General features: G+C 56.1%; 23 protein-coding genes and 1 riboswitch. Of the genes, 20 read left to right on the forward strand and 3 right to left on the reverse strand.

Annotated elements, in window-relative coordinates; translation table 11 throughout:
* The first annotated feature begins 19 nt into the window (after nt 1–19).
* From GXP58_06100 to comD, 14 genes are all read left to right on the forward strand, one after another.
* Entirely contained in the window at nt 20–415 is a 396-nt protein-coding gene (locus GXP58_06100; GenBank protein ID NOY53179.1) for an OsmC family protein, read from the forward strand.
* Between the two features lie 87 nt (nt 416–502).
* A complete protein-coding gene (locus GXP58_06105; GenBank protein NOY53180.1) occupies nt 503–2,995 on the forward strand; it encodes a GAF domain-containing protein in 2,493 nt (830 codons plus the stop codon).
* The gene (locus GXP58_06110) at nt 2,910–4,337 is read left to right on the forward strand and encodes a sigma-54-dependent Fis family transcriptional regulator (GenBank protein ID NOY53181.1); all 1,428 of its coding nucleotides are present in this window, start codon (nt 2,910–2,912) and stop codon (nt 4,335–4,337) included. Before GXP58_06105 ends, GXP58_06110 begins: the two co-directional genes overlap by 86 nt.
* A gap of 103 nt (nt 4,338–4,440) precedes the next feature.
* Nucleotides 4,441–4,833: a hypothetical protein gene (locus GXP58_06115; GenBank protein NOY53182.1), complete on the forward strand. Its 393-nt coding sequence runs from the start codon at nt 4,441–4,443 to the stop codon at nt 4,831–4,833.
* Nucleotides 4,830–5,861 carry a hypothetical protein gene (locus tag GXP58_06120; GenBank protein ID NOY53183.1) on the forward strand — a complete coding sequence of 344 codons (1,032 nt, stop codon included), beginning with the start codon at nt 4,830–4,832 and terminating at the stop codon, nt 5,859–5,861. Before GXP58_06115 ends, GXP58_06120 begins: the two co-directional genes overlap by 4 nt.
* A gap of 153 nt (nt 5,862–6,014) precedes the next feature.
* Nucleotides 6,015–6,461, forward strand: coding sequence for a carboxymuconolactone decarboxylase family protein (locus GXP58_06125; protein NOY53184.1), 447 nt, complete (start codon nt 6,015–6,017; stop codon nt 6,459–6,461).
* A gap of 86 nt (nt 6,462–6,547) precedes the next feature.
* A complete protein-coding gene (locus GXP58_06130) occupies nt 6,548–7,510 on the forward strand; it encodes a tetrahydromethanopterin S-methyltransferase subunit H (GenBank protein ID NOY53185.1) in 963 nt (320 codons plus the stop codon).
* A gap of 45 nt (nt 7,511–7,555) precedes the next feature.
* Nucleotides 7,556–8,566 (forward strand): MtaA/CmuA family methyltransferase, encoded by a 1,011-nt coding sequence (locus GXP58_06135; GenBank protein NOY53186.1) that lies wholly within the window; start codon nt 7,556–7,558, stop codon nt 8,564–8,566.
* 14 nt (nt 8,567–8,580) lie between these two features.
* The gene (locus GXP58_06140) at nt 8,581–9,276 is read left to right on the forward strand and encodes a cobalamin-binding protein (GenBank protein NOY53187.1); all 696 of its coding nucleotides are present in this window, start codon (nt 8,581–8,583) and stop codon (nt 9,274–9,276) included.
* On the forward strand, nt 9,273–9,938 hold the full coding sequence (locus tag GXP58_06145) for an epoxyqueuosine reductase (protein ID NOY53188.1): 666 nt from the start codon (nt 9,273–9,275) through the stop codon (nt 9,936–9,938). Before GXP58_06140 ends, GXP58_06145 begins: the two co-directional genes overlap by 4 nt.
* A 2-nt stretch (nt 9,939–9,940) precedes the next feature.
* Nucleotides 9,941–11,917, forward strand: a complete 1,977-nt coding sequence (locus tag GXP58_06150) for a DUF4445 domain-containing protein (protein NOY53189.1) — start codon at nt 9,941–9,943, stop codon at nt 11,915–11,917.
* A gap of 10 nt (nt 11,918–11,927) precedes the next feature.
* On the forward strand, nt 11,928–12,245 hold the full coding sequence (locus tag GXP58_06155; GenBank protein NOY53190.1) for a hypothetical protein: 318 nt from the start codon (nt 11,928–11,930) through the stop codon (nt 12,243–12,245).
* 5 nt (nt 12,246–12,250) lie between these two features.
* Nucleotides 12,251–13,507, forward strand: coding sequence for a cysteate synthase (locus GXP58_06160; protein ID NOY53191.1), 1,257 nt, complete (start codon nt 12,251–12,253; stop codon nt 13,505–13,507).
* A complete protein-coding gene (comD, locus tag GXP58_06165; protein ID NOY53192.1) occupies nt 13,483–14,619 on the forward strand; it encodes a sulfopyruvate decarboxylase subunit alpha in 1,137 nt (378 codons plus the stop codon). The genes GXP58_06160 and comD overlap by 25 nt, the downstream gene beginning before the upstream one ends.
* Before the next feature lie 35 nt (nt 14,620–14,654).
* Here the strand turns inward: comD and GXP58_06170 are convergent, their stop codons facing one another.
* The 3 genes from GXP58_06170 to GXP58_06180 are packed head-to-tail and all read right to left on the reverse strand — an operon-like array spanning nt 14,655 to nt 17,453.
* Nucleotides 14,655–15,494, reverse strand: a complete 840-nt coding sequence (locus tag GXP58_06170; GenBank protein NOY53193.1) for an ABC transporter ATP-binding protein — start codon at nt 15,492–15,494, stop codon at nt 14,655–14,657.
* Nucleotides 15,491–16,498, reverse strand: coding sequence for an iron ABC transporter permease (locus GXP58_06175; protein ID NOY53194.1), 1,008 nt, complete (start codon nt 16,496–16,498; stop codon nt 15,491–15,493). Before GXP58_06175 ends, GXP58_06170 begins: the two co-directional genes overlap by 4 nt.
* Complete coding sequence (locus GXP58_06180) at nt 16,488–17,453, reverse strand: cobalamin-binding protein (protein ID NOY53195.1); 966 nt, start codon at nt 17,451–17,453, stop codon at nt 16,488–16,490. The genes GXP58_06175 and GXP58_06180 overlap by 11 nt, the downstream gene beginning before the upstream one ends.
* A 123-nt stretch (nt 17,454–17,576) precedes the next feature.
* A riboswitch (cobalamin riboswitch) is annotated at nt 17,577–17,764 on the reverse strand.
* 143 nt (nt 17,765–17,907) lie between these two features.
* On the opposite strand from GXP58_06180, the gene GXP58_06185 reads away from it, so the two are divergent.
* The 6 genes from GXP58_06185 to clpB all read left to right on the forward strand — a co-directional run bounded on the left by GXP58_06185 (nt 17,908) and on the right by clpB (nt 25,128).
* A complete protein-coding gene (locus tag GXP58_06185) occupies nt 17,908–18,348 on the forward strand; it encodes an Hsp20/alpha crystallin family protein (GenBank protein ID NOY53196.1) in 441 nt (146 codons plus the stop codon).
* A 219-nt stretch (nt 18,349–18,567) separates the two neighbouring features.
* On the forward strand, nt 18,568–20,478 hold the full coding sequence (gene dnaK / locus GXP58_06190; protein ID NOY53197.1) for a molecular chaperone DnaK: 1,911 nt from the start codon (nt 18,568–18,570) through the stop codon (nt 20,476–20,478).
* Between the two features lie 241 nt (nt 20,479–20,719).
* Nucleotides 20,720–21,169: an Hsp20/alpha crystallin family protein gene (locus GXP58_06195; GenBank protein ID NOY53198.1), complete on the forward strand. Its 450-nt coding sequence runs from the start codon at nt 20,720–20,722 to the stop codon at nt 21,167–21,169.
* Between the two features lie 41 nt (nt 21,170–21,210).
* Nucleotides 21,211–22,131, forward strand: coding sequence for a DnaJ domain-containing protein (locus GXP58_06200; GenBank protein ID NOY53199.1), 921 nt, complete (start codon nt 21,211–21,213; stop codon nt 22,129–22,131).
* 1 nt (nt 22,132) lies between these two features.
* Nucleotides 22,133–22,495 carry a MerR family transcriptional regulator gene (locus tag GXP58_06205; protein ID NOY53200.1) on the forward strand — a complete coding sequence of 121 codons (363 nt, stop codon included), beginning with the start codon at nt 22,133–22,135 and terminating at the stop codon, nt 22,493–22,495.
* A complete protein-coding gene (gene clpB / locus GXP58_06210; GenBank protein ID NOY53201.1) occupies nt 22,492–25,128 on the forward strand; it encodes an ATP-dependent chaperone ClpB in 2,637 nt (878 codons plus the stop codon). Before GXP58_06205 ends, clpB begins: the two co-directional genes overlap by 4 nt.
* The last annotated feature ends 25 nt before the right edge of the window (nt 25,129–25,153 follow it).

Below are 25,153 nucleotides of genomic sequence, written 5' to 3' on the forward strand. Positions count from 1 at the left end.
CAATACTCGGAGTGTGAGCATGTCGATCGAACTGAAGGTGGAAGAGGGTTATCGTTTTGCTGTGACCTGCCGGGAACACACGGTCATCATCGATCAGCCGGTAAAAGAGGGCGGCACGAACCAGGGGATGGATCCGGTGGAGCATTTCATTACATCTCTCTCCGGTTGTGTCGGTTTTTATGCTGTAAACTTTATGAACCGGAAAAAGATCACAACCGGCGGGTTTCGGGTGACGGCGGACTGGGAGATGGCGAAGAATCCTTACCGGATCGGAAAAATCCGAATGACCCTCCATCTTCCTGCGGGCTTTCCCGCGGAGCAGCAGGAGGCGCTGCTGGCCGTCTGCCGAGGTTGTACACTCCATCATACATTAGAACAGGGGCCGGTTACGGAATATGCAATCCGTGAGGGGTGATGATTTCCCGATCATTCAGTTTTCCATGTGTTGCGGAAACTTGAAGTTTGGCGGGTCGCCCTGTATACTCGGATTATGGGGTTGACAATGCACCATCAGTCGGGCCGGCTTCTGGAGATCCTGGACAGTCTGAATATTCCGCTCCTTCTTCTGGATTCCTCCGGCAAAGTGAAGTCCCACAACGGTATGGTCGAGGAGATCTTCGGGTATTCCTCCGCCGATCTGATCGGTCTTCCCTCGAATAACCTGATTGCACGATTCATAGCGTCCGAAAGTCCGGTCGGCGTCTCCTCTTCGTCCCCCGATCCTTTCCATGCAGATCTTTCTTCCCCCCTGCAACGGGAGGTGACCTGCCGGAGAAAAAACGGTGGGGAATTCCCCGCACAGGTGACTTTCATCCCCTGGGGGGACGGGACCTTCCGGTTGATGGCGGTTCAGGATGTCTCCGGTCAACGGCGTCTGGAACAGCGTGCCACCCAGCGGACCAAGGAACTGACTCTCTTTAATACCTTCGCAGAGATCTTAAGCCGCGGTGGAAAACCCCGCGCGCTCCTGCAGGAGACCGTCGATATGCTTCCCGGGATCTTGGGGATTAAGGCCGCGATGATTCACCTACAGGATCAAGAGACCGGGAATCTTGTCCCCGCGGCCCGGCAGGGATTTGACGCTTCCTTTCTGGCTTCGGTAGGGGAGGTGGAACCGGGACAGGGGTTGTTCGGGAAGGTCCTGACCTCCGGGCTGCCTCTCCTCGTGGAGAAGGCCTCCGAGGATCCCCGAACGCTCAATTTTGATCTGCATCAGAGCGGTCTTCAAAGCTTTGCCTCCGTACCGGTTTCTTCAAAAGGCGCCGTCCGGGGGGTCCTGACCGTGGCGAGCCGGCGGGTCTCCTCTTTTACCGCCATGGACATGCAACTTCTTGATGCCCTCGGGAGCCAGTTGGGGATCGCCATTGAGAATGCGGAACTGATTGCCCAGCTCAAAGAGAAGATGAACCAGATCGCCCTGACCAATGAATTGAGCGGGACGATCAATTCCAGCCTGAGTATCGGCACGATCTTCCGGATGATGGTTTCGGAAATCCGGAAGTTGATTGAATACGACCGTGCCGGCCTCTTGCTCTACGATGAGAAGAAGGGGAACCTGTTGATCTTCGCCCTCGATACGGGGCTGAAGACGGAGATGACCCGGGGGGTTAAGGCACCCATCGAGGGGACCTCGGCCGGTTGGGCCTTAAAGCATAACCGGCCATGGATCAATCGGGACCTGCTCTCGGAGATGCTCTTCCCGCTAGACGGAAAGCTGCGCGACGAGGGGATTCGCTCGACTATCAGCATTCCTTTGACCCAGGAGAAGAGGCTCGGCGTATTCAACCTCGATAGTCGGGAGGCGGCAAAGTATTCGGAAACGGATCTGCAGATCCTTCTGCCGGTGGCGAAACAGATCTCCATCGCGCTGGAGAATGCCCTCCTCTTCGAGGAGATCTCGAGGGAAAAGAAGGAGTGGGAGAAGACCTTTGATGCATTTACGGACATGGTTTGGATCGACGATCATCGTCAGCGGATCCTTCGGGCGAATCAAGCCCTGCTCCAGGGGGCAGAGGTGACCATGGCGGGGCTTTCGGACCTCCATTGCGCGAATCTGCTCGACCGGCTCGGCGTCGGTCCTTCCTGTCTGTGCTGCGAGACCGTAACCACGCAGCGCCAGACCTTCCGGGAGGTTCATGGGCGAGAGGGAAAGATCTTCCATTTCTGGGCTTATCCTCTCCTCGACGATGAGGGACAGCTCTATGCCGTCCTTCACTATCTCAAGGATGTGACGGAACGCAAAAGGCTGGAACAGCAGCTTCTCCGGGCGGACAAGCTTGCTTCCCTGGTGACGCTGGTGGCGGGAATCGCTCATGAGATCAACAACCCGCTCGGGATTATCGCCGGTTATGCCGAGGCCCTCCTTGATCGTGCCGGAGATCCTGCTCTTCGGGGGATGGAAGCCTTTGAGGATTTTCCCGAGTATCTGGATACCATCCACAAGGAGATCTTTCGCTGCAAGGAGACCCTGGGAAGTCTCCTGGAGTTTGCCCGGCCCCACGGGAGAAAGTCCCGGGAACTCGATATCAATGAACTGCTCAAAGAAGTGATCCTCCTGGTGAATCACAAGGCCAAACGTCTTCACTGCCGGATTGAGCATCAGCTCAACCGGGAACTGCCGAAGATCTGTGCCGAACCGGGGAGTCTGCGACAACTCTTCATGAATATCATCATTAATTCCCTCTACCATACGCCGGAAGGGGGAAAGATCGAGATTACGACGGAACTCAACCGGAACGATCCGAAAGAGATGATCCAGGTGGCGATTCGTGACACCGGTCCGGGGATCCGACACGAGGTGATCGACAAGATTTTTGATCCCTTCTTTACGACCAAACCGGTCGGGGAGGGGACCGGATTGGGGCTTTCCATCTGTCACAAAATTGCAGAGGAACACAACGGGGTGATCGATGTCGAAAGTGAGGTCGGCCGCGGCACGACCTTCTTTATCAAGCTGCCTGCGAAAGGGAACCATGGCCCGGATACTTGTCGTTGACGACGAAGAACCCTTTCGTCGCCTGCTGAAAAAAGAACTGACCCGGAAAGGGTTTTCCGTTGAGGTGGCCCCGGAAGGGGAAACGGCGCTGAAACTTTTGAAGGAGAGTGTCTTTGATCTGCTTCTCCTCGATGTTCTGATGCCGGGACTGGACGGAATTTCCGTGATGAAACGGCTGCGTAAGGACCCGACGGCGCCGCCGGTGATCGTCTTGACGGGGAAGGCCACGATTGAAACGGCGGTCGAGGCGATGAAGAACGGCGCCTATGACTATCTGACGAAACCCTACAAGCTTGATGAGTTGGAAATCGTCATCAACCGAGCCTGTGAATTCGGGAATTTGAAACACAAAAGCCGGGTACTTGAGCAGGAGCTGGTTCGAAAAGAATCCAAGGTTGAATTTATCGGGGAAAGCCCGCAGTTCCAGGCGATTTTGACGCTGATTCGCAAGATCGCCCCCACCGACTCCACGGTTCTTATCCAGGGGGAAAGCGGCACCGGCAAGGAGTTGGTGGCGAATGCCATCTGGCATCACAGCCGTCGGAATAATCTGCCTCTTATCGCCCTGAACTGTGCCACCCTTTCCGAAACCCTCATGGAATCGGAACTTTTCGGACATGAAAAAGGCGCCTTTACCACGGCTTACCGGACCAAGTACGGTATCGTAGAGGTTGCCGATAAGGGGACCCTCTTCCTGGATGAGGTGGCCGAGATGCCGATGGGACTCCAGGCCAAGCTCCTCCGCTTTCTTGATCGGGGGGAGTTCCGTCGTGTGGGCGGAAACAAGACCTTGCAGGTCGATGTCCGGATGATTGCTGCGACCAACAAGAATCTGGAGGAACGGGTTCGGCGGAAAACCTTTCGGGAAGATCTTTTCTATCGCCTCCATGTGATTAATATCAAGATTCCGCCGCTTCGCGAACGTCCGGAGGATATCCGGGACATTGCCCTTCATTTTGCCAAACAATATTCCCGCAAAATAGGAAAGTCGGTCTGGAAGATTGACGCCGATGCCCTGGGGATTCTCCGGCGTTATGCCTGGCCGGGAAATGTTCGGGAGCTGGAAAATGAAATCGAGCGGAGTGTGATCCTCTGTGAAGGCGAGGCGATCGGTGTCCACGACCTTTCGATCGCCGATCGGGTTGCAACGCCCACCTCCGGGACGCAGCCGATGCTGGAGGAGATCGAGAAGGAGTGTATCCTCAGGGTCCTCCGGGAGACCGGCGGCAACCAGACCCGGGCCAGCAAAATCCTCGGCATCAACCGTAAAACCCTCTACCTAAAACTTCGCAAATACGGTGCACTTACATCGCAGGATAGCGAGATTCCCCCTGAGGTATAGTACCCCGCATGGCGGGGTAATTTTCCCCGCCTTAGATCTTCTCCTCTTTGGGAAATTCAACATTAACTTTCTTAAATCAACAGGTTAAATGTTTGATGCTGTTATGGCATGGGATTTGCTGTTCTATTACGGTATGAACGATATCCTTTTATGCTCATCGGATCCGATCTTCATAAAGAATCTCTACGGGATTCTCCGGGAGGACGGTTACCGTGTCGATATTGCCGGCCATGCGTCTATGGCCGTCCGGATGGTTTTTGAAAAGAGTTTTGCAGCGGTGATCCTCGATTCCGATGCTGTCGGTATGTCTTCGGGGGAGGCTGCACGTATCATTTTGAGAGTCATCTCGGGGATCCCTGTAATTCTTGCAGGGGAAAGTCTGTTACCCGAGGGGGCGTTTTCGATCAGCAAACCTCTGGATCTGGAGGAGGTCCTGGAGGTTCTTCGAACCGTTCGTTTAATTCATTTTCCGGAAAGGAGTGTGAGCGGCCTATGACACCACGAGAGATTATTTTGCAGGCCTTTGAAGGGGGGAAGCCCGAGCGGGTGCCGGTTTCTCTCTTCGGTGCCGGCATGTGGAGCATCAAGAGTTTTGAAAGCAGTTTCGAGGAGTTGTCGACCGATGCAGCGAAGATGTCGGATATGTTGGTGACCCTGTCGGACAAACTGTTGTGTGATATTGTCTATGCCGGCTCCGGGTACAACAACTTTCACGCCGCTGCGTTCGGCGGGGAGATCAAGTTTCGTTCCATGGGAGCGCCGGATCTGAAGGAACATCTCGTTTCCTCCGTGGAGGACATTGAAAAATTTGATCTATCGGCGCTCGACAATGAAGCGACCCTCAATATCGTCAAGGATGCCCTGCATCGTACACGGGAACAGATCGGTGACAAATATGTGGTGAGCATGACGGCCTGGGGACCCTTTACCCTCGGGGCACGTTTCGTCGGGGAAGAGACGATGATGAAGGCGACCTTCAAGAATCCCGACCTGGTCCACCGGGTCACTGATTTTGCAACGGACCTTCTGATCCATCTTTATGAACCCCTGGTTGATGACGGGACGCTGGAAGTGATCAGTCTGGCCGATCCGACGGCCTCGGGGGACCTGATTTCCCGCAAGCAGTTTGAAAAGTTTGCCGTTCCCTACCTGAAAAAGTTTACCGACTGGGCCAGATCGAAGAAGGCGTATACCCTCCTGCACATTTGCGGGAATACGACGGACCGCCTGGATGTGATGCCCGGGACCGGGGCGAGCTGTATCAGCCTGGATCACAAAACCGATATCGGGAAGGCCTATGAGGCACTCCACGGAAGGATCTGTTTTGCCGGCAATGTGGATCCTGTCGGTGTCATGCTTCAGGGCTCGGTCGACGATGTGGAGAGGGCCTGCCGGGAGGTGATCGAAAGGGCCGGCACGGAGGGGGGGTTCGTTCTCATGCCGGGATGCGATATTCCGCCGACCGTCCCTTATGAAAATATTCGGAAATTCATCCAGGTCGCGCGGGAGTGGAAATTGACATAAGGCGAAGAGGGGGTAGTAAGTCCGTGTTGTTCAGGTCCCATTGACCTTGTGAGAGAGGGGGTTGTGATGGGTACATTCTGGGAAAATCTCAAAAATATGTTTGTGCGGACTGTTCCTCCGGGAGCAGCCGGGCAATCGCAGAAAGGAGCTGCCATGGCTGACGAAAAGAAGATGACGCTGGAAGAAGTAAATCAGTATATGCAGGAAAAGTGCGGGTTCGTGCCGAGGATGTTCAAGATTATCAATACCGTGACGCCGGAGCCCGGCCGAACCTTTGCCGATTTCTACGCGAGCATTTTCGGGGAGGGCGCACTTTCCAAGAGCGTCAAGGAATTGATGTTCATGTCCGGTGGTGTCGCCTACTGTTCGCCTCGCTGCATCATTCATGTCGTACCGGCGATCAATGCCGGTGCAACGTCGGAACAGGTCTTCGAGGCGGCGTCCGTCGGGATGATCCTGGCCGGTTTTGTCCCGAACGGTCCGGGAATTCCCTATGCCTTTGAATATGCCTTGAAGTGCATTGACATCGACACGAAGTTCCGGAAGGGCGAGGAGTGGGAATACCTGCCGCCCCCGAAATTTGATCACGGGATTTACTGAGCGCTTCAGCCGCGGGAGGGGGGAATCCCCCCTCTTTTGCCCCCCTCCTGCGGATTTTACCCATTTTTAATTTAAGGATGATACATATGTTCACCTTTGAAACGGAACAAAAGGTTTGCAAGATCGGCGGATTAAAGGTTGGAGGCCGACCGGCGGAAAATCCCCCTCTCCTGATTGCCTCCATGTTTCATAACAAGGACCGAATCCTGCAGGATCGTAAAGGGAATTTCGACCGCGTCCGGGCGACAGAACTGATCCGGAAGCAGGAAGAGCTGACCGAAGCCACCGGCATTCCCGGTATGGTGGCCATGATGGCCAATTCCGCCGGGGAAGCAAAGATCTATATCGATTTCTTTGTGGAAACCACCGACATGCCCTTCGCCATCGATATGTGGGTTGCCGAGAAACGGATGGCCGCGACGGAATATGTGGCGAAGTTAGGTCTGCAGGACCGGTTTGTCTATAACAGTATTACCCCCTGGGACAAGGACATTCCGGGGCAGGTGCAGCGGGTCAAAGAGCTCGGCATCAAACACGTATTTGTCCAGGCCTTTGATGATGCCGATCAGTCTCCGAAAGGACGGCTGACCTCATTGGAAAAATTGCTTGATCAGGGAGCGGGTGATTTCGAGTCGGTCCTTGTCGATTCCTCGGTGATGAATCTTCCCGCTGCCTCTTTCTCCATGCTGGCAAACCGGATGATCAAAGAGAAGTTAGGGCTCCCCTGCGGAAGCGCCTATTCCAATGGCACCCACATGTGGAAAGAGGCCAAGGAGATCTGGGGGCTCGACGGTTTCAAGGCGATGGATGCTGTGGCCCAGGGGATGTCGACGGCCCTCTGGTCGGATTTTAATTTTTACGGTCCCATCGTGACGGCGCCCCGGATCTTCCCCGGTGTGGCCACGGCAAACATCCTGCTTTCGACCCTGGTCTTTGATGAAACCGGGGAGGTCTCGGAAAATGAAGACCTGCCGATCCGGAAGCACTTTTCGGAATTTCTTGAGAAGATGATCGCCGGTGGTGCAAGAAAAAAGGCGCAGGCCCGATAATCGATAACCCTAATATCAGAAGGAGAAAACGTTTTGACGGAAACCATGACATCAAGAGAACGGGTACTGAGACTGTTTCGGGGGGAACCGACGGATCGTCCGGCCTGTTTCAGCGGGATGGGTAATGCGACAACGGAAGGGCTGAACCAGCTCGGCTACAAGTTTGCCCAGGTTCATCTCGATGCGAAACAGATGGCGGAGACGGCCATGACGACGCCCCGGCTTTTCGGGTTTGACGCCTGCGTCCTTCCGTTTGACCTCTGTGTCGAAGCGGAAGCGATGGGCGCAAGGATCAATACCTATTCGAACTCGGACGACCTGCTCTATCCCACGATCAAAGAGAAGGTAATCCATGGCGAAGAGGAGATGGAGATCAACCTCCCCTCCGACCTGGTCACGCGCGGGCGGATCCCCCTCATGAAGGAGGCGATCGGGATCGCCAGGGAAACCATCGGAGAGACCGTGGCGATCGGTTCTTACCTGCTCGGACCGTTTACGCTCGCCGGTCAGATCATGGAACTGAACGATCTGCTGAAACTTTCTTTCAAGAAACCGGACAAGGTCGGGAAACTTCTGGCCGATCTGACCTGCGTGATCGTGGCGGTTGCGAAGGAGTATGAAGCGGCCGGTGTTGACTACCTGACGGTACGGGAGATGGGTGCAACCTCCGACGTGTTGAGCCCCAGGGTTTTCAAGAGCCTGATACTGCCCCATCTCAAGAATATTTTCGAACAGATCAGTGTTCCCAGTGTGCTGCATATCTGCGGCAAGACGAACAACATCGTCGTTCCGATGGTGGAAACGGGTGCGACGGCCATCAGTGTTGACCAGAAGAATGATGTGGTCGACAGCCGGAAAAAGCTCGGATCCGATGCCCTGATTTTCGGGAACTACGACCCCTATAACGTGCTTGTTTCGGGTACGCCGGAACTGGTCAAAGAGGCGATGCAAAAGTGTTTGGAAGACGGCGTCAGTGCCGTCTGGCCCGGCTGTGATATCTGGCCCACGGTGCCGGCGGAGAATTTTAAGGCCATGATGGAAACCATGAATGAATAGTCAGGAGGCATGGAATGGCAACTGAAGAGAGAACCCGGGAAATCCTGGAGAAAATGGAGAAAGCCGTGATTGAGTATGACGAAGATGCGGCCAAGGAGGGTGCCCAGGCGGCCCTCGATGAAGGGGTCAATCCCAATGATGCCATCTTCGACGGTCTGGTCAGCGGGATGCAGGAAGTCGGCAAGCTCTTTGAGGCCGAAGAGTATTTCGTCCCGGAGCTGCTCATGTGCGCCGATGCCCTTTATGCCGGTCTCGATATCTTAAAACCCCATGTGAAACAGCTCGACCTGGGGGTGAAAGGCTCGGTGGTGATCGGTACCGTGGAGGGAGATGTTCACGATATCGGGAAGAACATCGTGAAGATGATGTTCGATGTCGCCGGGTTTGAGGTCCATGACCTGGGACGGGATGTGCCGCTGGATCAGTTTGTTGAGGAACAGATCAAAACCGATTCCGAACTGGTCTGCCTCTCCGCCATGATGACGACGACCATGATGGGGATGCAGAAGGTCATCGAGGACCTGAAGAAGAAGAATCCCGATATCAAGATCATGATCGGCGGTGCTCCCGTTTCCGGTGATATCGCCGAGAAATGGGGAGCGGACGGCTATGCCGATGACGCGACCAATGCCCTCGCAGATGCCATCAACATGGTCAGCTCTCTGAAAAAGATGAAGGAAGAAGCGGAAGCCAGGGAAAAACGGAAGTGAGCAGTGCATTCTTGAAAAAGATGCTCCTCGGTTCCGGGGCGACCGTGGTGGGTGTGGCGGAACTGGATGCGTATCTTGACGGAGAGATCCGTCATCTCAACCGAGGGGTTTCCATCGCGGTGGACCGGACGCTTCGGGAAGATACCCTGAAACATCTGGGCCGGCTGCAGAAAAAAGTGGTCCGCTATCTGAAAGGGAAGGGATTCCGTACCCTCAGTATCCCCCCTGATTCGGACCGCATCCGGAATAAGTTTGTTGCCGAACTTTATTCCCTTTTGACCCACAAGATGGCAGCCACCTGCGCGGGGATCGGCTGGATCGGGCGGAATGGGTTACTGATCAGTCCCCATTTCGGGCCGCGGCTTTCCCTGGCGACGGTCCTGACCGATGCGCCCCTGAAGAGCGATATTCCCTATGAACAGAGCCGTTGCGGCAATTGCCGGCTTTGTGTTGACTACTGCCCGTCGAAGGCGATCACGGGCAAAACCTGGTCCCGGCGGGACCCTTACAGCGGCCTGGTCAAGCCCCACCGGTGTCGTGTACACAAAGAGGGGGCCCGGGGAGTGACGGATCGGCCCAATTGCGGTCTCTGCCTGCAGATCTGCCCCTACGGGCGGGCGAAAGGGAGGACCAAACCGAAAGATGTTATGGAGATTGTATAAAGATGAGCAGCAAATATAAAGTGAATTTTCAGCCCTCGGGAAGTCGGGGGGAAGTGGATGCAGGGAAAACCCTCCTTGATGCGGCCCAGCGTTTAGGGGTTGATCTGGAATCAGTCTGTGGCGGCAAGGGGACCTGCGGGAAATGCAAGGTCCGTGTTGAGGAAGGATATTTTGAAAAAGATGCCATGGAATCAAGAATGTCCCATCTGTCTCCTCTGACGGACGTGGAACGCAAATTCATCAAACCGGAAGACGGACCCCGAATGCGTTTGGCCTGTGCCGCCGAGGTGCGGGGGGATGTGAAACTTTTCGTGCCGGAAAAGTCCCGTGCCGGGAAACAGATCGTTCGCAAGGCCGCAAAAGATATTACGATCGCCCTCGACCCCGCCGTGAAAAAATATTGTATCCGGCTGGATGCCCCGACCCTGCACGATCTTTCCAAGGGGGATCTTGAACGGATTCTGGGGGCGCTGAAAATGGAGTACAACCTGGAAAACCTTGCCATAGACTATCTGGTCCTCCAGAAGCTCCAGGATATTCTTCGGGCCGGGAACTGGGAGGTGACGGTTTCGGTCTGGAAAGGCAAAGAGATCATCAAGGTGGAGCCGGATTTTGTGGACGTCTCCTACGGTCTGGCCGTGGATGTCGGGACGACGACGGTGGCAGCCTATCTGTGTGATCTGAACACGGGCAAGGTGCTTAACACCGAATCGATGATGAATCCCCAGGTCCCGTACGGCGAAGATGTCATGTCGAGGATTACTTACGCCATGACCCATGACGACGGTCTTGCGATCATGCAGAAGGCAATCATCGAGGGCTTAAACGATCTGATTGAGAAGATTACCGCCGACATCCGTTCCAACGGAACGCCCGGCGGTACCTCCATCGTCGATATGACGGTGGTTTTTAATACCGCCATGCATCACATCTTCCTGGGATTCAACCCGGTCTACATCGGACGGTCTCCCTTTATTCCTGCCGTGCAGGATTGTGTTGATCTCAAGGCACGGGATCTGGGACTTCAAATCAATGAAGCTTCCTACATTCATGTCCTTCCCATTGAGGCCGGTTTTGTCGGCGCCGACAATGTGGGGGTTCTCATCGCCGAAGAGCCGTACAATTCCGAGGACAATGTCCTGATTATCGACATCGGGACGAACGGTGAACTCCTCCTCGGGAACAAGCATGCGGTCTGTTCCACTTCCTGCGCTACGGGACCGGCCTTTGAAGGGGCCCAGATCAAGTTCGGAATGCGAGCCGCCCCGGGAGCGATTGAAAAGGTCCGGATCGATCCGGAGACGAAAGAGCCACAGTACAAGGTGATCGGCAAGGCCGACTGGCATACCCATATCAAGGATGTCAATGCCAAGGGGATCTGCGGTTCCGCCATCATCGACGTGATTGCCGAGATGTTCAAGGCGGGAGTCATCGACAAGTCCGGGAAATTCGTCAAGGATCTTGACATACCCCGCATCCGGAAGGATGCCGACGGCAAACCGGAGTACGTCCTGGCCTGGGCGGATGAAACCTCCATCGGGAGCGACATCACCGTGACGCAGGGGGATGTCCGGGCGTTGCAGCTCGCCAAGGGGGCACTCTACGCCGGGGCGAAACTGATGATGCAGAAGATGGGGATCGAAAAACTCGACCGGGTGGTTCTGGCGGGGGCCTTCGGGAGTCATATCAATACGGAGGCCTCGATGACCCTCGGGATGTTCCCCGATTGTGCCATCGAAAAGGTCTATGCCGTGGGGAATGCCGCCGGCGACGGGGCGATCATGGCCCTGCTGAACCTGGGGAAACGACGTGAGGCCGGCGAAAAGGCCCGGTGGGTCCGGTTCCTGGAGATTGCCGTGGAGCCGGAATTTGAAAAGGAATTCATGAAGGCGATGCATATTCCGCACATGAAGGATCCTTTTCCCAATCTCAAGTCGTTGCTGGAGAAGGACCATTTGCCGGTGACGATCAAGGGGTGAGACGTCGAAAATGACCCGTGTGAAAATCGACCCGGGCGTCTGTGGTTTTCCCGCTCTCGTGACGGTCGAAAAAAAGGACAGGCAGCACTTTCGGGTAACGATCGAGTCCAATTGTGAAATGGTACGGAAATTGGGAGAGGAAATTGCATCCCTGACGATGCAGGATGCCTTCATCCGGTTTTCCGATAACCGGGTCTATGAGAAGGCCTCAACCTGTCTGAAACACACGGCCTGTCCGGTCCCGTCGGGCATCCTGAAGGCCCTGGAGGTTGAGGCCGGTCTGGCGGTGCCGCGGAACGTAACGGTGGAATTTCTTGCCGGGGAGTGACAGTGATGAGCGACTATCTTCTGCATTGCCGGAAATGCGGTGCTCTTTTGCAGCCGCAAGAGTCCGCTTCCGGGGTTCATTGTCCCGATGCCTTGATGAAAAGTGAATTTCCCGACCGGCGGTTCCGCCTTGAGGGGCGTCGGGGGATCTGGCGCTTCAACTGGCTTCCGGTGCATGCACCCCGTGAAGATACCGCCGCACCGGTGGTTTATCACGCGGAGGGGCTGGGGCGGCGTCTTGGACTTCGGCATCTCTTTGTCGTATTCAACGGTTTCCGGCCGGAAAAGGGGGCGGAGATCGAGACCTGTACCTTCAAAGAGTTCGAGGCCGAGGTTGTTCTGCAAAACGCACGGGAACTTGGAAAGGGCGGCCTCGTCGTCGCCTCGGCGGGGAATACCGCCCGCGCCTTTGCCCACCTTTCGATTCGGACCGATTTCCCCGTGTTCATTGTGGTTCCACGCATGTGTCTTCATGAGATGTGGTTTCTGAAGTCGAAGGAGTCCGTTCCGACGGCTGTCCTGCAGGACGGTGACTATGCCGACGCCATCGATGTGGCCGAGCGGATCGCCCGGATTTCAGGTATTCCCTTCGAAGGAGGGGTACGCAATTCGGCCAAGCGGGACGGACTCGGTGTCGTACTGATGGAAGCGGTCTCCTTCCTCGGCCGCCTGCCCGATGCCTATTTTCAGGCAGTCGGGAGCGGCGCCGGGGCGGTGGCCACCTGGGAGATGGCGGAACGGTTTTTGCGGGACGGCCGTTTCGGGAACCGGCTTCCCCGTCTCCACCTGGCACAGAATCTCCCCTTTGCACCCATGTTTCATGCCTGGAGACGGGGGGAACGGAATCTGAAACCTGAGGACCTTGATCCGGGCCTGATTGAGAAGATTTCCACCCGGGTTCTGTCCAGTCGTTATCCCGCCTATTCGATTCTGGGGGGGGTCTACGATGCCTTGACGGCATCCGGGGGGAACATGTACGGGATTACCAACGGAGGGATGGCCGAGGCCCGGACGCTCTTCGAAGAAACGGAAGGGGTCGATATCGTTCCCGCGTCGGCCATTGCCCTGGCGGCACTGAAAGAGGCCGTAGCGGCGGAAGAGGTCTCTCCCGACGAGCTGATCCTGCTCAATATCACCGGGGGTGGGGAAAGGGCCATCCGGCGTGCGGGACGTGCCGTCCCGGTGGCGGGAGACGCAATCTCGAAAAATATTACGGATGATGAAATCGAAGAACTTTTATGCACAGTCCTGAAAAAGAGCTGATTTCGATTCTGAAAGGGGCGGGCGTCGATCTTCTAGCGACCCTTCCCTGTGACCGGGTGCGCAACCTGATCGCCCTTGCGGATGCATCGATTGACCGCATCCCTCTGACCCGGGAAGAAGACGGCGTCGGGATTTGTGCCGGAGCGGCCCTGGGCGGGCGGCGGCCGGCCATGATTGTTCAAAGCTCCGGGATCGGCAATATGATCAACGCCCTTCTCTCCCTGACCGGATTCTATGAACTTCCCTTGGCACTTTTCGTCAGTCAGCGGGGAGTCTATAAGGAGGGGATCGACGCCCAGGTTCCGATGGGCAAGGTCCTGCCGGGGCTTTTTGAATCCGTGGGGATCGGTTACACTCTGATCGACCGGTCCGAAGCGATCCCCGCCATCGGGAAGGAACTGGAGTCTCTCTACCGGGAGAAACGGATCCATGCTTTCCTGCTCAGCCCGGCCCTCTGGGAAGGCTCCCCCCTGGAGATTTCCCAGAGCCTCAAACGCCGCCATTGTGAAGCGATCGATCCTGAACGGGGTCGGGAGAATCCGGCCCCGGTCCTGACCCGCTATGGGGTCCTTTCGACCCTCTGTCCCGAACTGGAAGGGCAGGCGGTGATCTGCAATCTGGGGGTCCCGTCGAAGGAACTTCATGCCCTCCTTCCCCAACCATCGAATTTCTACATGCTGGGCAGCATGGGATTGGCGACGCCCATCGGTCTCGGTGTGGCCTTCTCAACGGACAAACCGGTTTTCGTCATTGACGGGGACGGCAGTCTGCTTATGAATCCCGGGACCCTGGCGACGGTCGCCATGGCCCGACCGGGGAACCTGACCATTATTGCTGTTGACAATGCCTCCTACGGTTCCACGGGGGATCAACCGACCCTGACGGCCGGTTGTGTCGATCTGGAACTGGTGGCCCGTGGATTCGGTATCTGTAACTCTGTGAAGGCTGCGTCCCGGGAGGAGCTGCGGGAGGCGTTGCAGACCCCCTTCGGCGGTGCCCTCTTTGTCCATGCCCTTGCCCTGCCCGGAAATGCCGCCGTCCCCAATATCCCCCTGGGTGCCCGGGAGATCAAGGAGGGGTTCCAGGCGTTCCTGGAATCCGGGAGGTTATAGGAATGATCGTCTCTTGTGGGAGTGGATGCAAGGGTTCAAGGATCGGGGAGACGGCCACCGTCCGGAGTTGAAAAGTGATCGGGGTTTTTCCGATACTTTTCCGGGATGGTTGCGATCCTCGGTACCGGGCTCAAGGGGTATTGATCGACCAGCAGCGTGCAGCCGTAACTCTTCCGTAATTGTTCCGCCGTCAAGACCTCTCCGGGGCGTCCGGTCTTTTCAATTTCCCCCTCCTTCAGAAGAAGAAGGCGGTCTCCGTAGAGGGCCGCCAGGTTCAGGTCATGGGAAATCATGATCACCGTGATCCGCCGGGTGCGGCGGAGCCGTTCCATCAGATCCATAATGCGGGATTGGTGGGAAGGATCGAGGGAGGCCGTCGGTTCATCGAGAAAGATGATCCGGGGTTGCTGGCAGATGGCCCGGGCGATCATGACTCGCTGCCGTTCTCCGCTGCTTAACTGATCCAGCCGTCTTTCCGCCAGGTGTGTAATGTCGGTAAAGTGCATCGCCTCTTCGGCAATTCGGTAATCCTCACGTTTTTCCATGCTCCAAAGCCCGAGATGAGGAGAGCGGCCCATCAGGACCGTTTCCGTAACGGGAAAGGGGAAATCAAGGGGGACCTGCTGTGGGACCACGGCGAGAAGACGGGAGAGGGATCGCCGTGAATAATGATGAAGCGCTTTGCCCAGAATGTTAATCTCCCCCCTTTGCGGCTGGATCATGCCGGCGCAGGCCTTGAGTAGTGTGGTTTTTCCCGCGCCGTTGGGGCCGATGATGATGAAGAATTCCTCCTCCGGGACGTGGAAGGTGAGCCCGTGAAGAATCCCTTTATGTGCATAGTCGAGATGGAGGTTTTCGACGGAGAGGGCGGTCATTGGTTTGCTCTCCAGAGAAGGTAGACAAAGAGGGGCGCTCCGATCATGGCCGTGATGATTCCCACGGGCATTTCCCCTCCGACCGACAGGATGCGTGCCAGGAGGTCGCAGAGAATCAGGTAGGTTGCCCCCCCCAGGATGGAAGCGGGGATCAGCAGGCGATGATCCGGTCCCAGCACCAGCCGCAGGAGGTGCGGAATCACCAGTCCGACGAATCCCACCAGGCCGGACTGACAGACCACCAGGCTGACCATCAACGACGTCAGGACCAGGAGAACCAGGGTGACGGTTTTGACATTTACCCCCATGGAGAGAGCGCTTTCCTTTCCCATTACGAGGAGATTCATCGGACGGGCCAGCAGAAAGATGACCAGGAAACAGAGCAGGATCGGAAAGAGGACCGGCAGTTGCCGGGTGCTGACCCGGGAGAGATCTCCCATCAGCCAGAAGAGAATCTGTTGGACCTGTTCGGATCGGGTAATCGAGATCAGGAAGAGAATGACGGCGGCGCAGAAGGCATTCATCATGACGCCTCCGAGGAGCAGTGCATCCCTGCTCTGCCGGGGCCGCCCCATGACGAGCAGGAGGATCAGGCCCAGGACCGCCATACTGCCGGTGAAGGCCGCCAGGGGGACTCCCGGAAAAGGGGAAAGCCCGGCCAGCAGCCCGCCGATCGCCCCGATTGCCGAACCGCCCGAAATGCCGAGGATGTAGGGTTCGGCCAGGGGGTTTCGCAGGAGTGCCTGAAAAACCAGCCCGCCGAGGGAGAGGGTGGAACCGACGGCGGCTGCCAGGATGACCCGGGGAATCCGGATGCGCCGGATGATGGTGGCGGCGATTGAGTTCTGATCTCCGTAGCCGGCCAGGATGGCGAGAGTCCCGGACAGGTCGCTGCCGGAAGAGCCCATGGAGACGCCGAGGAAGGCCGCGATCATCAGCAGTGTGCCGAAGAAGAGTGTGATCGTGATGAGCTTCCGGGGGAGAGGATGGAACCTAACGTTCATCGGTGCGCTTCCCTTTTTTCGCAACCTCCGGGTGAATAATCGCCAGCAGGGTCTCCAGTCCGTCGACCAGGTGGGGAGTCGGACGATCAAAGAGGTCGGAATCGACAAGATAGATCTTTCCCTTCCGGACGGCCGGGATTTGCGGCCACTTCCGCCAGCTCCCTTTCAGCCATTGCGGGGTATGACCGCCCGCCATGGAACTGATGATGACAATCTCCGGTTGAAGGGTCAGAACCTTCTCCCAGGTCAACCGGGGATAAGGGGCCTTCCCTGCGGTCACATTGGTTCCCCCTGCCAGGGTGATCAGTTCGTTGATGGAGGTCCGGCTTCCCACGGAGACCATCGGTTCGGCATCAATCTGAAAAAAGACACGAGGTCGGGTGTGGGTCCGGGCGACACGGGAGCGGACCCGGTCGATCCGCCGTTCCATATTCCGAACGATTTCCTCCGCACGGGTGGAAGCGTTCAGAAGATCTCCGATCCCTTTGATAGTCGTCATGATCCCCTGAAGGTTTAATGGATTGACGACATAAACCGGGATTCCGAGGGCCTCAATTCGCGCCACGATATATTTGGGATTGCCGTCTTTGATGGCCAGGCAGAGATCGGGGTGGAGAGCAACGATCCGTTCCAGGTCGAGGTGGACATAGGAGCCGACCCGGGGCAGGGCACGGGCCGCTTCCGGGGTTGTACTGAATCGGGTGACCCCTTTGAGGCGGGGGCCTTTGTTCAGAAGAAAAATGATTTCCGTGAGACTCGGTGCCAAGGCGATCACCCGCCGGGGGGAGGCCGGCACATCGACCCTGCGGCCCACCGGATCCGTGAGCGTACGGGCTGAGGCAATGGGAAGGAAAAGTTGGAGTGCGAGGAAGATCACCGGCAGGAGTATGCCGGGGGAAACTCTCCGAAAAGAGCCCTGTCGTCGATGGAGAATGTGCAGGAACGCAGGTATCATGCCGGTCTCTTCGCAATCCCAACGCCCGGGCCTGAAGAAAAAAAAACCCAGACCAATAAATATTGATCCGGGGATGTCCCTTTTTATCCACAGAACCGGTCGGTGAATCTCTGACCTCGAAGATTCGGCCGCTCATTTCCAGGCAGGTCTTCTGACTCTCGGTTCGTCCTACTTACCGTGTCTTCCCATCGTATTTCCCGACAGTGACATCTTTCGGTTTTCGTCCCCGATCACAGCGGCGGGCCCGTCCCCGTTTTTACGGGATTCCCTTCTCAGCTCCTCATGGAAGCACCTGAAAATATCCGAACTTTACTTGAAAAACCCTGCAGAGTCAAGTAGAAAAAGAGGTTCGGAAAGTTCATCTGCGATGAAGGGAATTCGAATTGCTTGACAAATCGAAAGGATCTCTCTATAGTTTGTACGTCATTGACACGATGCAGGCAAAGGAGCTTTTATGGCAATCCGACGTTGGGATCCCTTCCAGGATTTTTCCTTGACCCAGGAACGGCTGAACCACTTCTTTGATGATTCGGTCTATTCGGCGTCGGGTCTGGAGACGGAGAAAAGCTGTGTTTTTATGCCGGCCGTCGATATCTTGGAGACGGGCAAGGATATTATTCTCCGGGTTGAACTTCCCGGCGTGAGAAAAGAGGATATTGATATTCAGATTGATGGAGAGGTTCTCCACTTACGGGGGGAAAGAAAATTCATCCGGGAGACGGGCCGGGAGAAATATTACCGTATGGAATGCTCCTACGGTTCCTTCCAGCGGGCGTTTACTCTTCCACAGAGTATCGTCAAGGAGGAAGTCCAGGCCCAGTTTGATAAAGGGGTCCTGGAGATCACTTTGCCCATAGAAAAAAAAGAAAAGACCATTCAGGTGGAAGTGGAATAGAATCTTCCTGAATTCTTGTCCCCGAAATGAGGTTTTGTTAACTTTTCTTCCTTTCATCAAAGCTGTTTTTTCTGAAGTTTCCCCCAATTCCGTCTTTATATTTGATTTTTTATTTCCCGGCAACATTGACAGAAGGGGACTCAATAATTATATTTCAGACAGACTCATATTTTTGAAGAAAAATCTTTTTATTTTCGTTTCATAAGGAGGGACGGCAAAATGGGTAAGATTATCGGAATTGACCTGGGAACGACCAACTCCGTGGTTGCAGTGATGCAGGGGAATGATCCGGAGGTAATTACGAACGAGGAAGGAGGTCGGACAACTCCCTCCGTGGTGGCCTACGGCAAAGACGGGACCATTATGGTCGGACAGGTGGCGAAACGGCAGGCGGTCACCAATCCGGAGAATACGATCTTCTCCATCAAGCGTTTCATGGGAAGGCGGTACGGGGAAGTCAGTGAGGAGATGCAGCTCGTTCCTTACAAAGTGACCTCCGGGGCGAACAACGAGGCGAAGGTCGTCGTCAAGGGGAAGGAATATTCACCGCCGGAGATCTCGGCCAAGATTTTGCAGAAGTTGAAAAAGTCGGCTGAGGATTTTCTGGGAGAAAAGGTGACGGAGGCCGTCATCACGGTTCCCGCCTATTTCAATGACAGTCAGCGACAGGCGACCAAGGATGCTGGAAAGATTGCAGGGCTCGACGTGAAGCGGATTATCAATGAACCGACGGCGGCGGCCCTTGCCTACGGCCTGGACAAGAAAAAGGATCAGACGATCGCCGTGTACGATTTCGGCGGCGGCACCTTTGATATCTCCATCCTGGAGGTGGGAGACAATGTGGTGGAGGTCAAGGCGACCAACGGTGATACCCATCTCGGCGGGGACAACCTCGACCAGCGGGTCATCGACTGGCTGATTGCAGAGTTTAAAAAGGACCAGGGAATCGACCTGAGTTCGGATCAGATGGTCCTGCAGCGGCTGAAGGAAGCGGCGGAGAAGGCAAAGATTGAGCTTTCCACCGTACAGGAGACGGAGATTAACCTTCCCTTCATTACCGCCGACGCTGCCGGTCCGAAGCATATGAATATCAAGTTGACCCGATCGAAATTCGAGCAACTGATCGAGGACCTGGTGGATCGGAGCAAGGAACCCTGCCGAAAGGCCTTGGCCGATGCGAAGATCTCGGCCGGTGAGGTGGATGAGGTGGTCCTGGTCGGTGGTTCGACTCGTGTTCCCCTGGTGCAGAAGGTGGTCAAAGAGGTCTTCGGAAAGGAGCCGGGCAAGGGGGTCAATCCGGATGAAGTCGTGGCCACGGGTGCGGCCATTCAGGGGGGGGTTCTGGCCGGGGATGTGAAGGATCTTCTGCTTCTTGATGTAACGCCGCTCTCCCTCGGGATCGAGACGCTGGGCGGTGTGATGACGCGGCTGATCGAACGGAACACGACGATCCCTACCAAGAAGAGCCAGGTCTTCTCCACGGCGGAGGACAATCAGACCAGTGTTGAGATTCATGTGCTCCAGGGAGAACGGGAGATGGCCCGGGACAACCGAACGCTGGGACGGTTCCACCTCGTGGGGATTCCCTCGGCACCCCGAGGGCTTCCTCAGATCGAGGTCTCCTTTGATATCGATGCCAACGGGATTGTGAATGTTTCCGCCAAGGACCTCGGGACCGGGAAGGAGCAACAGATTACGATCACCTCCTCCAGCGGTCTTGCGGAAGACGAGATTGACCGGATGGTCCATGAAGCCGAGTCCCATGCCGAAGAAGACAAGAAGAGGCGTGAGGCCATTGAGACCAAAAACCAGCTCGATAGTCTGATCTATAATACGGAAAAGACCTTGAATGAAAACAAGGACAAGCTGACCGAAGAGGACCTTAAAAACGTGGAAGAGGCGCTGGAAGAGGGGAAGAAGGCGCTCACCTCCGAAGAGACGGAGCCGATGAAGACGGCCATGGAGAAAATTACCCAGGCGTCTCATAAACTGGCGGAAGTTATCTACCAGCAGCATGCCCGGCAGCAGGCTGCCGGACCGGAAGGGGGGGGCGGTGAGGCGACGGCCGAACCTGCGTCGGAGGAGGCGGAGGCCGAAGTTGTGGACGCGGAGTTCGAAGACGAAAAATAGGAACGGCACAGCTCACCTCTCTTTTGCCGAATGACTGGTTACGCCTTTGGCGTGACCCGCCTTAGATTTATCTTTGCCGCTTTCAGCGGCTCTGATGAATAAGGGATCTGGGGGTGTTGCGGTGCTCGAATCCTCAACGTATGACATATACGTTTCCGGTTCTGTGCTCCGCGCGCCTTGTCCTGCGGTAAAATCGAGGCAACCTGAACGGTTCCACACCATATGAGAAAAGGATACGATTATGTCGATGAAAAAATGGGACCCCTTCCGGGATCTTCTATCGATTCAGGACCGGATGAATCAGCTCTTTAATGAAACCCGGGCCCTGCAACCGGAGAGAGGGGAGGACTTCTGCAAGGGAAGTTGGTCGCCGCCGGTCGATATTTATGAAAACGGTCCCGATATTGTCCTGAAGGCGGAGATCCCGGGGATCTCTCAGGATGAAATCGAAATCAAGATCGAAGACGATACCCTGGTCCTGAAAGGGGAGAGGAAGTTCCGGAAAAAGACGGATGACGAGAACTATTACCGGATCGAACGTTCCTATGGGACGTTTGTTCGATCCTTTACCCTGCCGAACAGTGTCGATCAGGAGGGGGTCAAGGCCACCTATGAGGCCGGCGTTCTGAAGATCGTTATGCCGAAAAAAGAAGATAAAAAACCGAAGAGCATCCGGGTGAAAGTCGATTGATCCGGGGAACATCTTCGAAAAAGGATCCGATCCGATACGTTATGGCAAAGCGCGGTTATTACGAAATTCTTGGTGTATCACGAAATTCCGGGGCCGATGAGATCAAGAAGGCCTACCGGAAGCTGGCCCGGAAATATCATCCGGACGTCAACGTGAATTCCAAGGAGGCTGAGGCAAAATTCAAAGAGATCTCCCAGGCCTATGAGGTGTTGAGCGATCCCGAGAAGAAAAAGCAGTATGATCTCTTCGGGGAAGCGGGAACAGGGCCGGGGGGGAACGGAGCGCGGGGAACCTCCGCCCGGGGTGCGGGGTTCGATGGTTTCGATTTCAAGGCCGGGAATTTCGGGCGGGGAGGATTCGGCGGGTTTGAGGATATTTTCAGTGATCTCTTTGCCGGCGGTGGGCGGGCACGACCGAGCGGTCCCCGGAAAGGGCAGGATGTTCAGTATTCCATGGAGATCTCTTTCGAGGATGCTGCAAAGGGACTGAAGACAAGGATCAGCCGGAACGGAAGCCGGATTTCCGTAAAGATCCCGCCGGGTGTTGACACGGGTTCGAAGATTCGGATTGCCGGGAAAGGGGAGCCTGGTGTGCGAGGGGGGCCTCCGGGCGATCTTTTTATCGTCACCAAGGTCCGTCCCCATCCCCTCTTCCACAGGAAGGGGGATAATCTCTATCTTGATCTACCCGTTACCTTCGCGGAAGCGGCGCTGGGAACCAAGATCCGGGTGATGACCATCGACGGTCCGATCCAGATGACGATCCCCCGGGGGACTCAGAGCGGTCAAAAACTGCGCCTCAGGGGAAAGGGGATGCCTCACCTCCGGGGAGGAGGAAGAGGAGACCAGTTCGTTGTGGTGAAAGTGGCCGTTCCGAAGAAACTGGATAAAAAATCTGAAAAGCTGCTCAGAGAATTTGAACAAATGACCCATGAGGAACCGCGGCGTCATCTGAGGTGGTAGTATGGTTTCGGAAGAATATTTTACGATCAGTGCCGTGGCCCGGCAGTTTGACGTGCATCCTCAAACATTGCGTGTCTATGAGCGGGAAGGGCTGATCCATCCGCAACGTTCACCGGGGAATACGAGGCTCTATTCCCGGCGGGATATTCAGCGGCTCCGGACGATTCTTAACCTGACCCGGGAGATGGGGGTGAACCTGGCCGGTGTCGAGGTGATCCTCCGGCTCAAGGAACAGGTGGAGGCGTTGGAGCAGACGCAGGAAGAGATCCTCCGCTTCGTTATGGAAGAATTGCAGCCGATCAAAGGAAAGAGGGACGCCCTGGTCCGGATTCGGACGGGGCAACTCTGGAGAAAACAGTCATGAGACTTGATCGATTTACATTGAAGGCACAGGAGGCCGTGCAGGAAGGACAGACCCTTGCACGGCAGCTCGGGCACCAACAGGTTGACGGTGAGCATTTTCTGATGGCACTGCTCCATCAGGAAGGAGGAATCATTATCCCGATCCTGAAGCAGTTGGAGGTCGATCCTTCGCTGTTGGAAGGAACGTTGCGGGAAATGATGGAGAAGAAGCCGAAGGTCTCCGGCCCCTCGGCTCTGGATCAGATCTATGTAACAAAGGAACTGGAGCAGGTCTTCGATGCCGCCCTTGCGGAGGCGGGGCGGCTGCAGGACGAGTATGTGAGTACCGAACACCTCCTGATTGCCTTGGCCGAAAAGGGAGGACCTGTTTCCGATCTTCTCGGGCAATACCATATTACCCGTGACCGGATTCTGGCTGTCCTCAAGGAGATCCGGGGGACACATCGGGTGACCGATCCGAATCCCGAGGAGAAGTACCAGGCACTGAAACGGTATACCCGTGATCTTACCGAGGAAGCCCGTAAAGGGAAGCTCGATCCGATTATCGGCCGGGATGAAGAGATCCGCCGGGTGATTCAGGTCCTCTCGCGCAGGACCAAGAACAATCCCGTTCTCATTGGCGAGCCCGGCGTCGGCAAGACCGCTCTGGCCGAGGGGCTGGCCCAGCGGGTGGTGGCCGGGGATGTGCCGGAGAGCATCAAGAACAAGCGGGTCCTGGCTCTCGATCTTGGGGCGCTTGTGGCCGGCTCCAAATATCGCGGAGAATTTGAAGACCGCCTCAAGGCGGTGTTGAAGGAGATTCACGAGAAGGCAGGGCAAGTCATTCTGTTTATCGATGAACTTCACACCCTGGTCGGGGCCGGCGCCGCCGAAGGGTCGATGGATGCCTCCAACATGCTGAAACCGGCCCTGGCCCGGGGGGAACTCCGCTGTGTCGGCGCGACCACGCTGGACGAGTATCGAAAGCATATTGAAAAAGATGCCGCCCTTGAACGGCGTTTTCAGCCGGTCCTTTTAGGCGAACCTTCCGTGGAGGAGACGATCTCGATTCTGCGGGGGCTCAAGGAGCGCTACGAGATTCATCACGGTGTCCGGATTCAGGATGCCGCCCTTGTCGCGGCCGCGACCCTTTCTCATCGATATATCACCGACCGGTTCCTGCCTGACAAGGCGATCGACCTGATCGATGAGGCGGCCTCAAAACTCAAGATGGAGATCGACAGTATGCCGGTCGAGCTCGACGAGGTGGAACGCAAGATCCGGCAACTGGAGATAGAGCGTCAGGGACTGAAGCGGGAAAAGGATGCCGCCTCCCGGGAACGTATCGAAAAGATCAAGCAGGAACTGGAAGGCTTGAAGAAGAATTCGGCGGTATTGAAGGAGCGTTGGACGGCTGAAAAAGGGGCCATTTCAACGATCCGTTCCGTCAAGAAGAAGATCGAAGAGGCAAAGGTCGATGCGGAAAAGGCGGAGCGGGAAGGAGACCTGCAGCGGGCATCGGAACTCCGTTATGGTGTCCTGGTCGAGTTGAACAAGAAACTGGAAGCGGCACAAAAGGAGCTGGATGCGATGCAGGAAGAGGGCGCCATCCTGACGGAGGAGGTGACCGATGAGGATGTAGCCGAGGTAGTGGCCAAATGGACGGGGATCCCCGTTTCGAAGATGCTCGAAGGAGAACGGGAGAAACTTCTCCGCATCGAGGAGGTTTTAAAACGTCGTGTTGTCGGACAGGATCCTGCCGTCACGGCTGTGGCCGATGCCGTTCGACGAGCCCGGGCCGGGCTTGCGGACCCGAAGCGTCCCATCGGTTCCTTTATCTTTCTGGGTCCCACCGGCGTGGGGAAGACTGAGCTGACCCGGACCCTCGCGGAGTTTCTTTTCGACGACGAAGATGCCATGATTCGGATCGACATGTCCGAGTACATGGAGCGCCATACCGTGGCCCGGCTTGTCGGCGCTCCTCCGGGCTATGTCGGCTACGAGGAGGGGGGGCAGTTGACCGAGGCGGTCCGGCGCAGGCCCTACGCCGTGGTCCTTTTAGATGAAATCGAAAAGGCCCATCCCGATGTCTTCAATATTCTTCTCCAGATTCTGGAGGATGGTCGCCTGACCGATTCCCACGGACGGACCGTTGATTTTAAGAATACGGTCATCATCATGACCTCCAACGTGGGGAGCCGGCATATCCGGCAGATCGCCGAGAATGCAGGGCGTGACGATTACGCAAAGCAGTATGAATCGATGCGCAGCGAGGTCATTCAGGAACTCAAGGGGGTTTTTAAACCGGAATTTCTGAATCGGATCGACGAGATGATCGTCTTTCATTCCCTGACACGGGAGGACCTGATCCGAATCGTCGATCTTCTTCTCGATCGGCTCAATGTCCGGCTGGGCGATGCCGGGATGTCGCTGACCGTTTCCGAGGGGTTGAAGGAGAAGATCGCAGAAATCGGTTACGACCCCCTTTACGGCGCCCGGCCCCTCAAGCGGACGATTCAGCAATTGATTGAAAACCCCCTTTCCCGGGAACTTTTAGGGGGGAATTTCGCCGCAGGCGATATCATTATCGCAGACTGGTCGGGGGATCAGGTCGTCTTTCGCAAGGCTTCCATGACGGAGACGGTGAAACCCTGAATTTATTGTAATGATTTCCGAAAGG

Source organism: Deltaproteobacteria bacterium (assembly GCA_013151235.1).
Classification (GTDB): Bacteria; CG2-30-53-67; CG2-30-53-67; order CG2-30-53-67; family CG2-30-53-67; genus JAADIO01.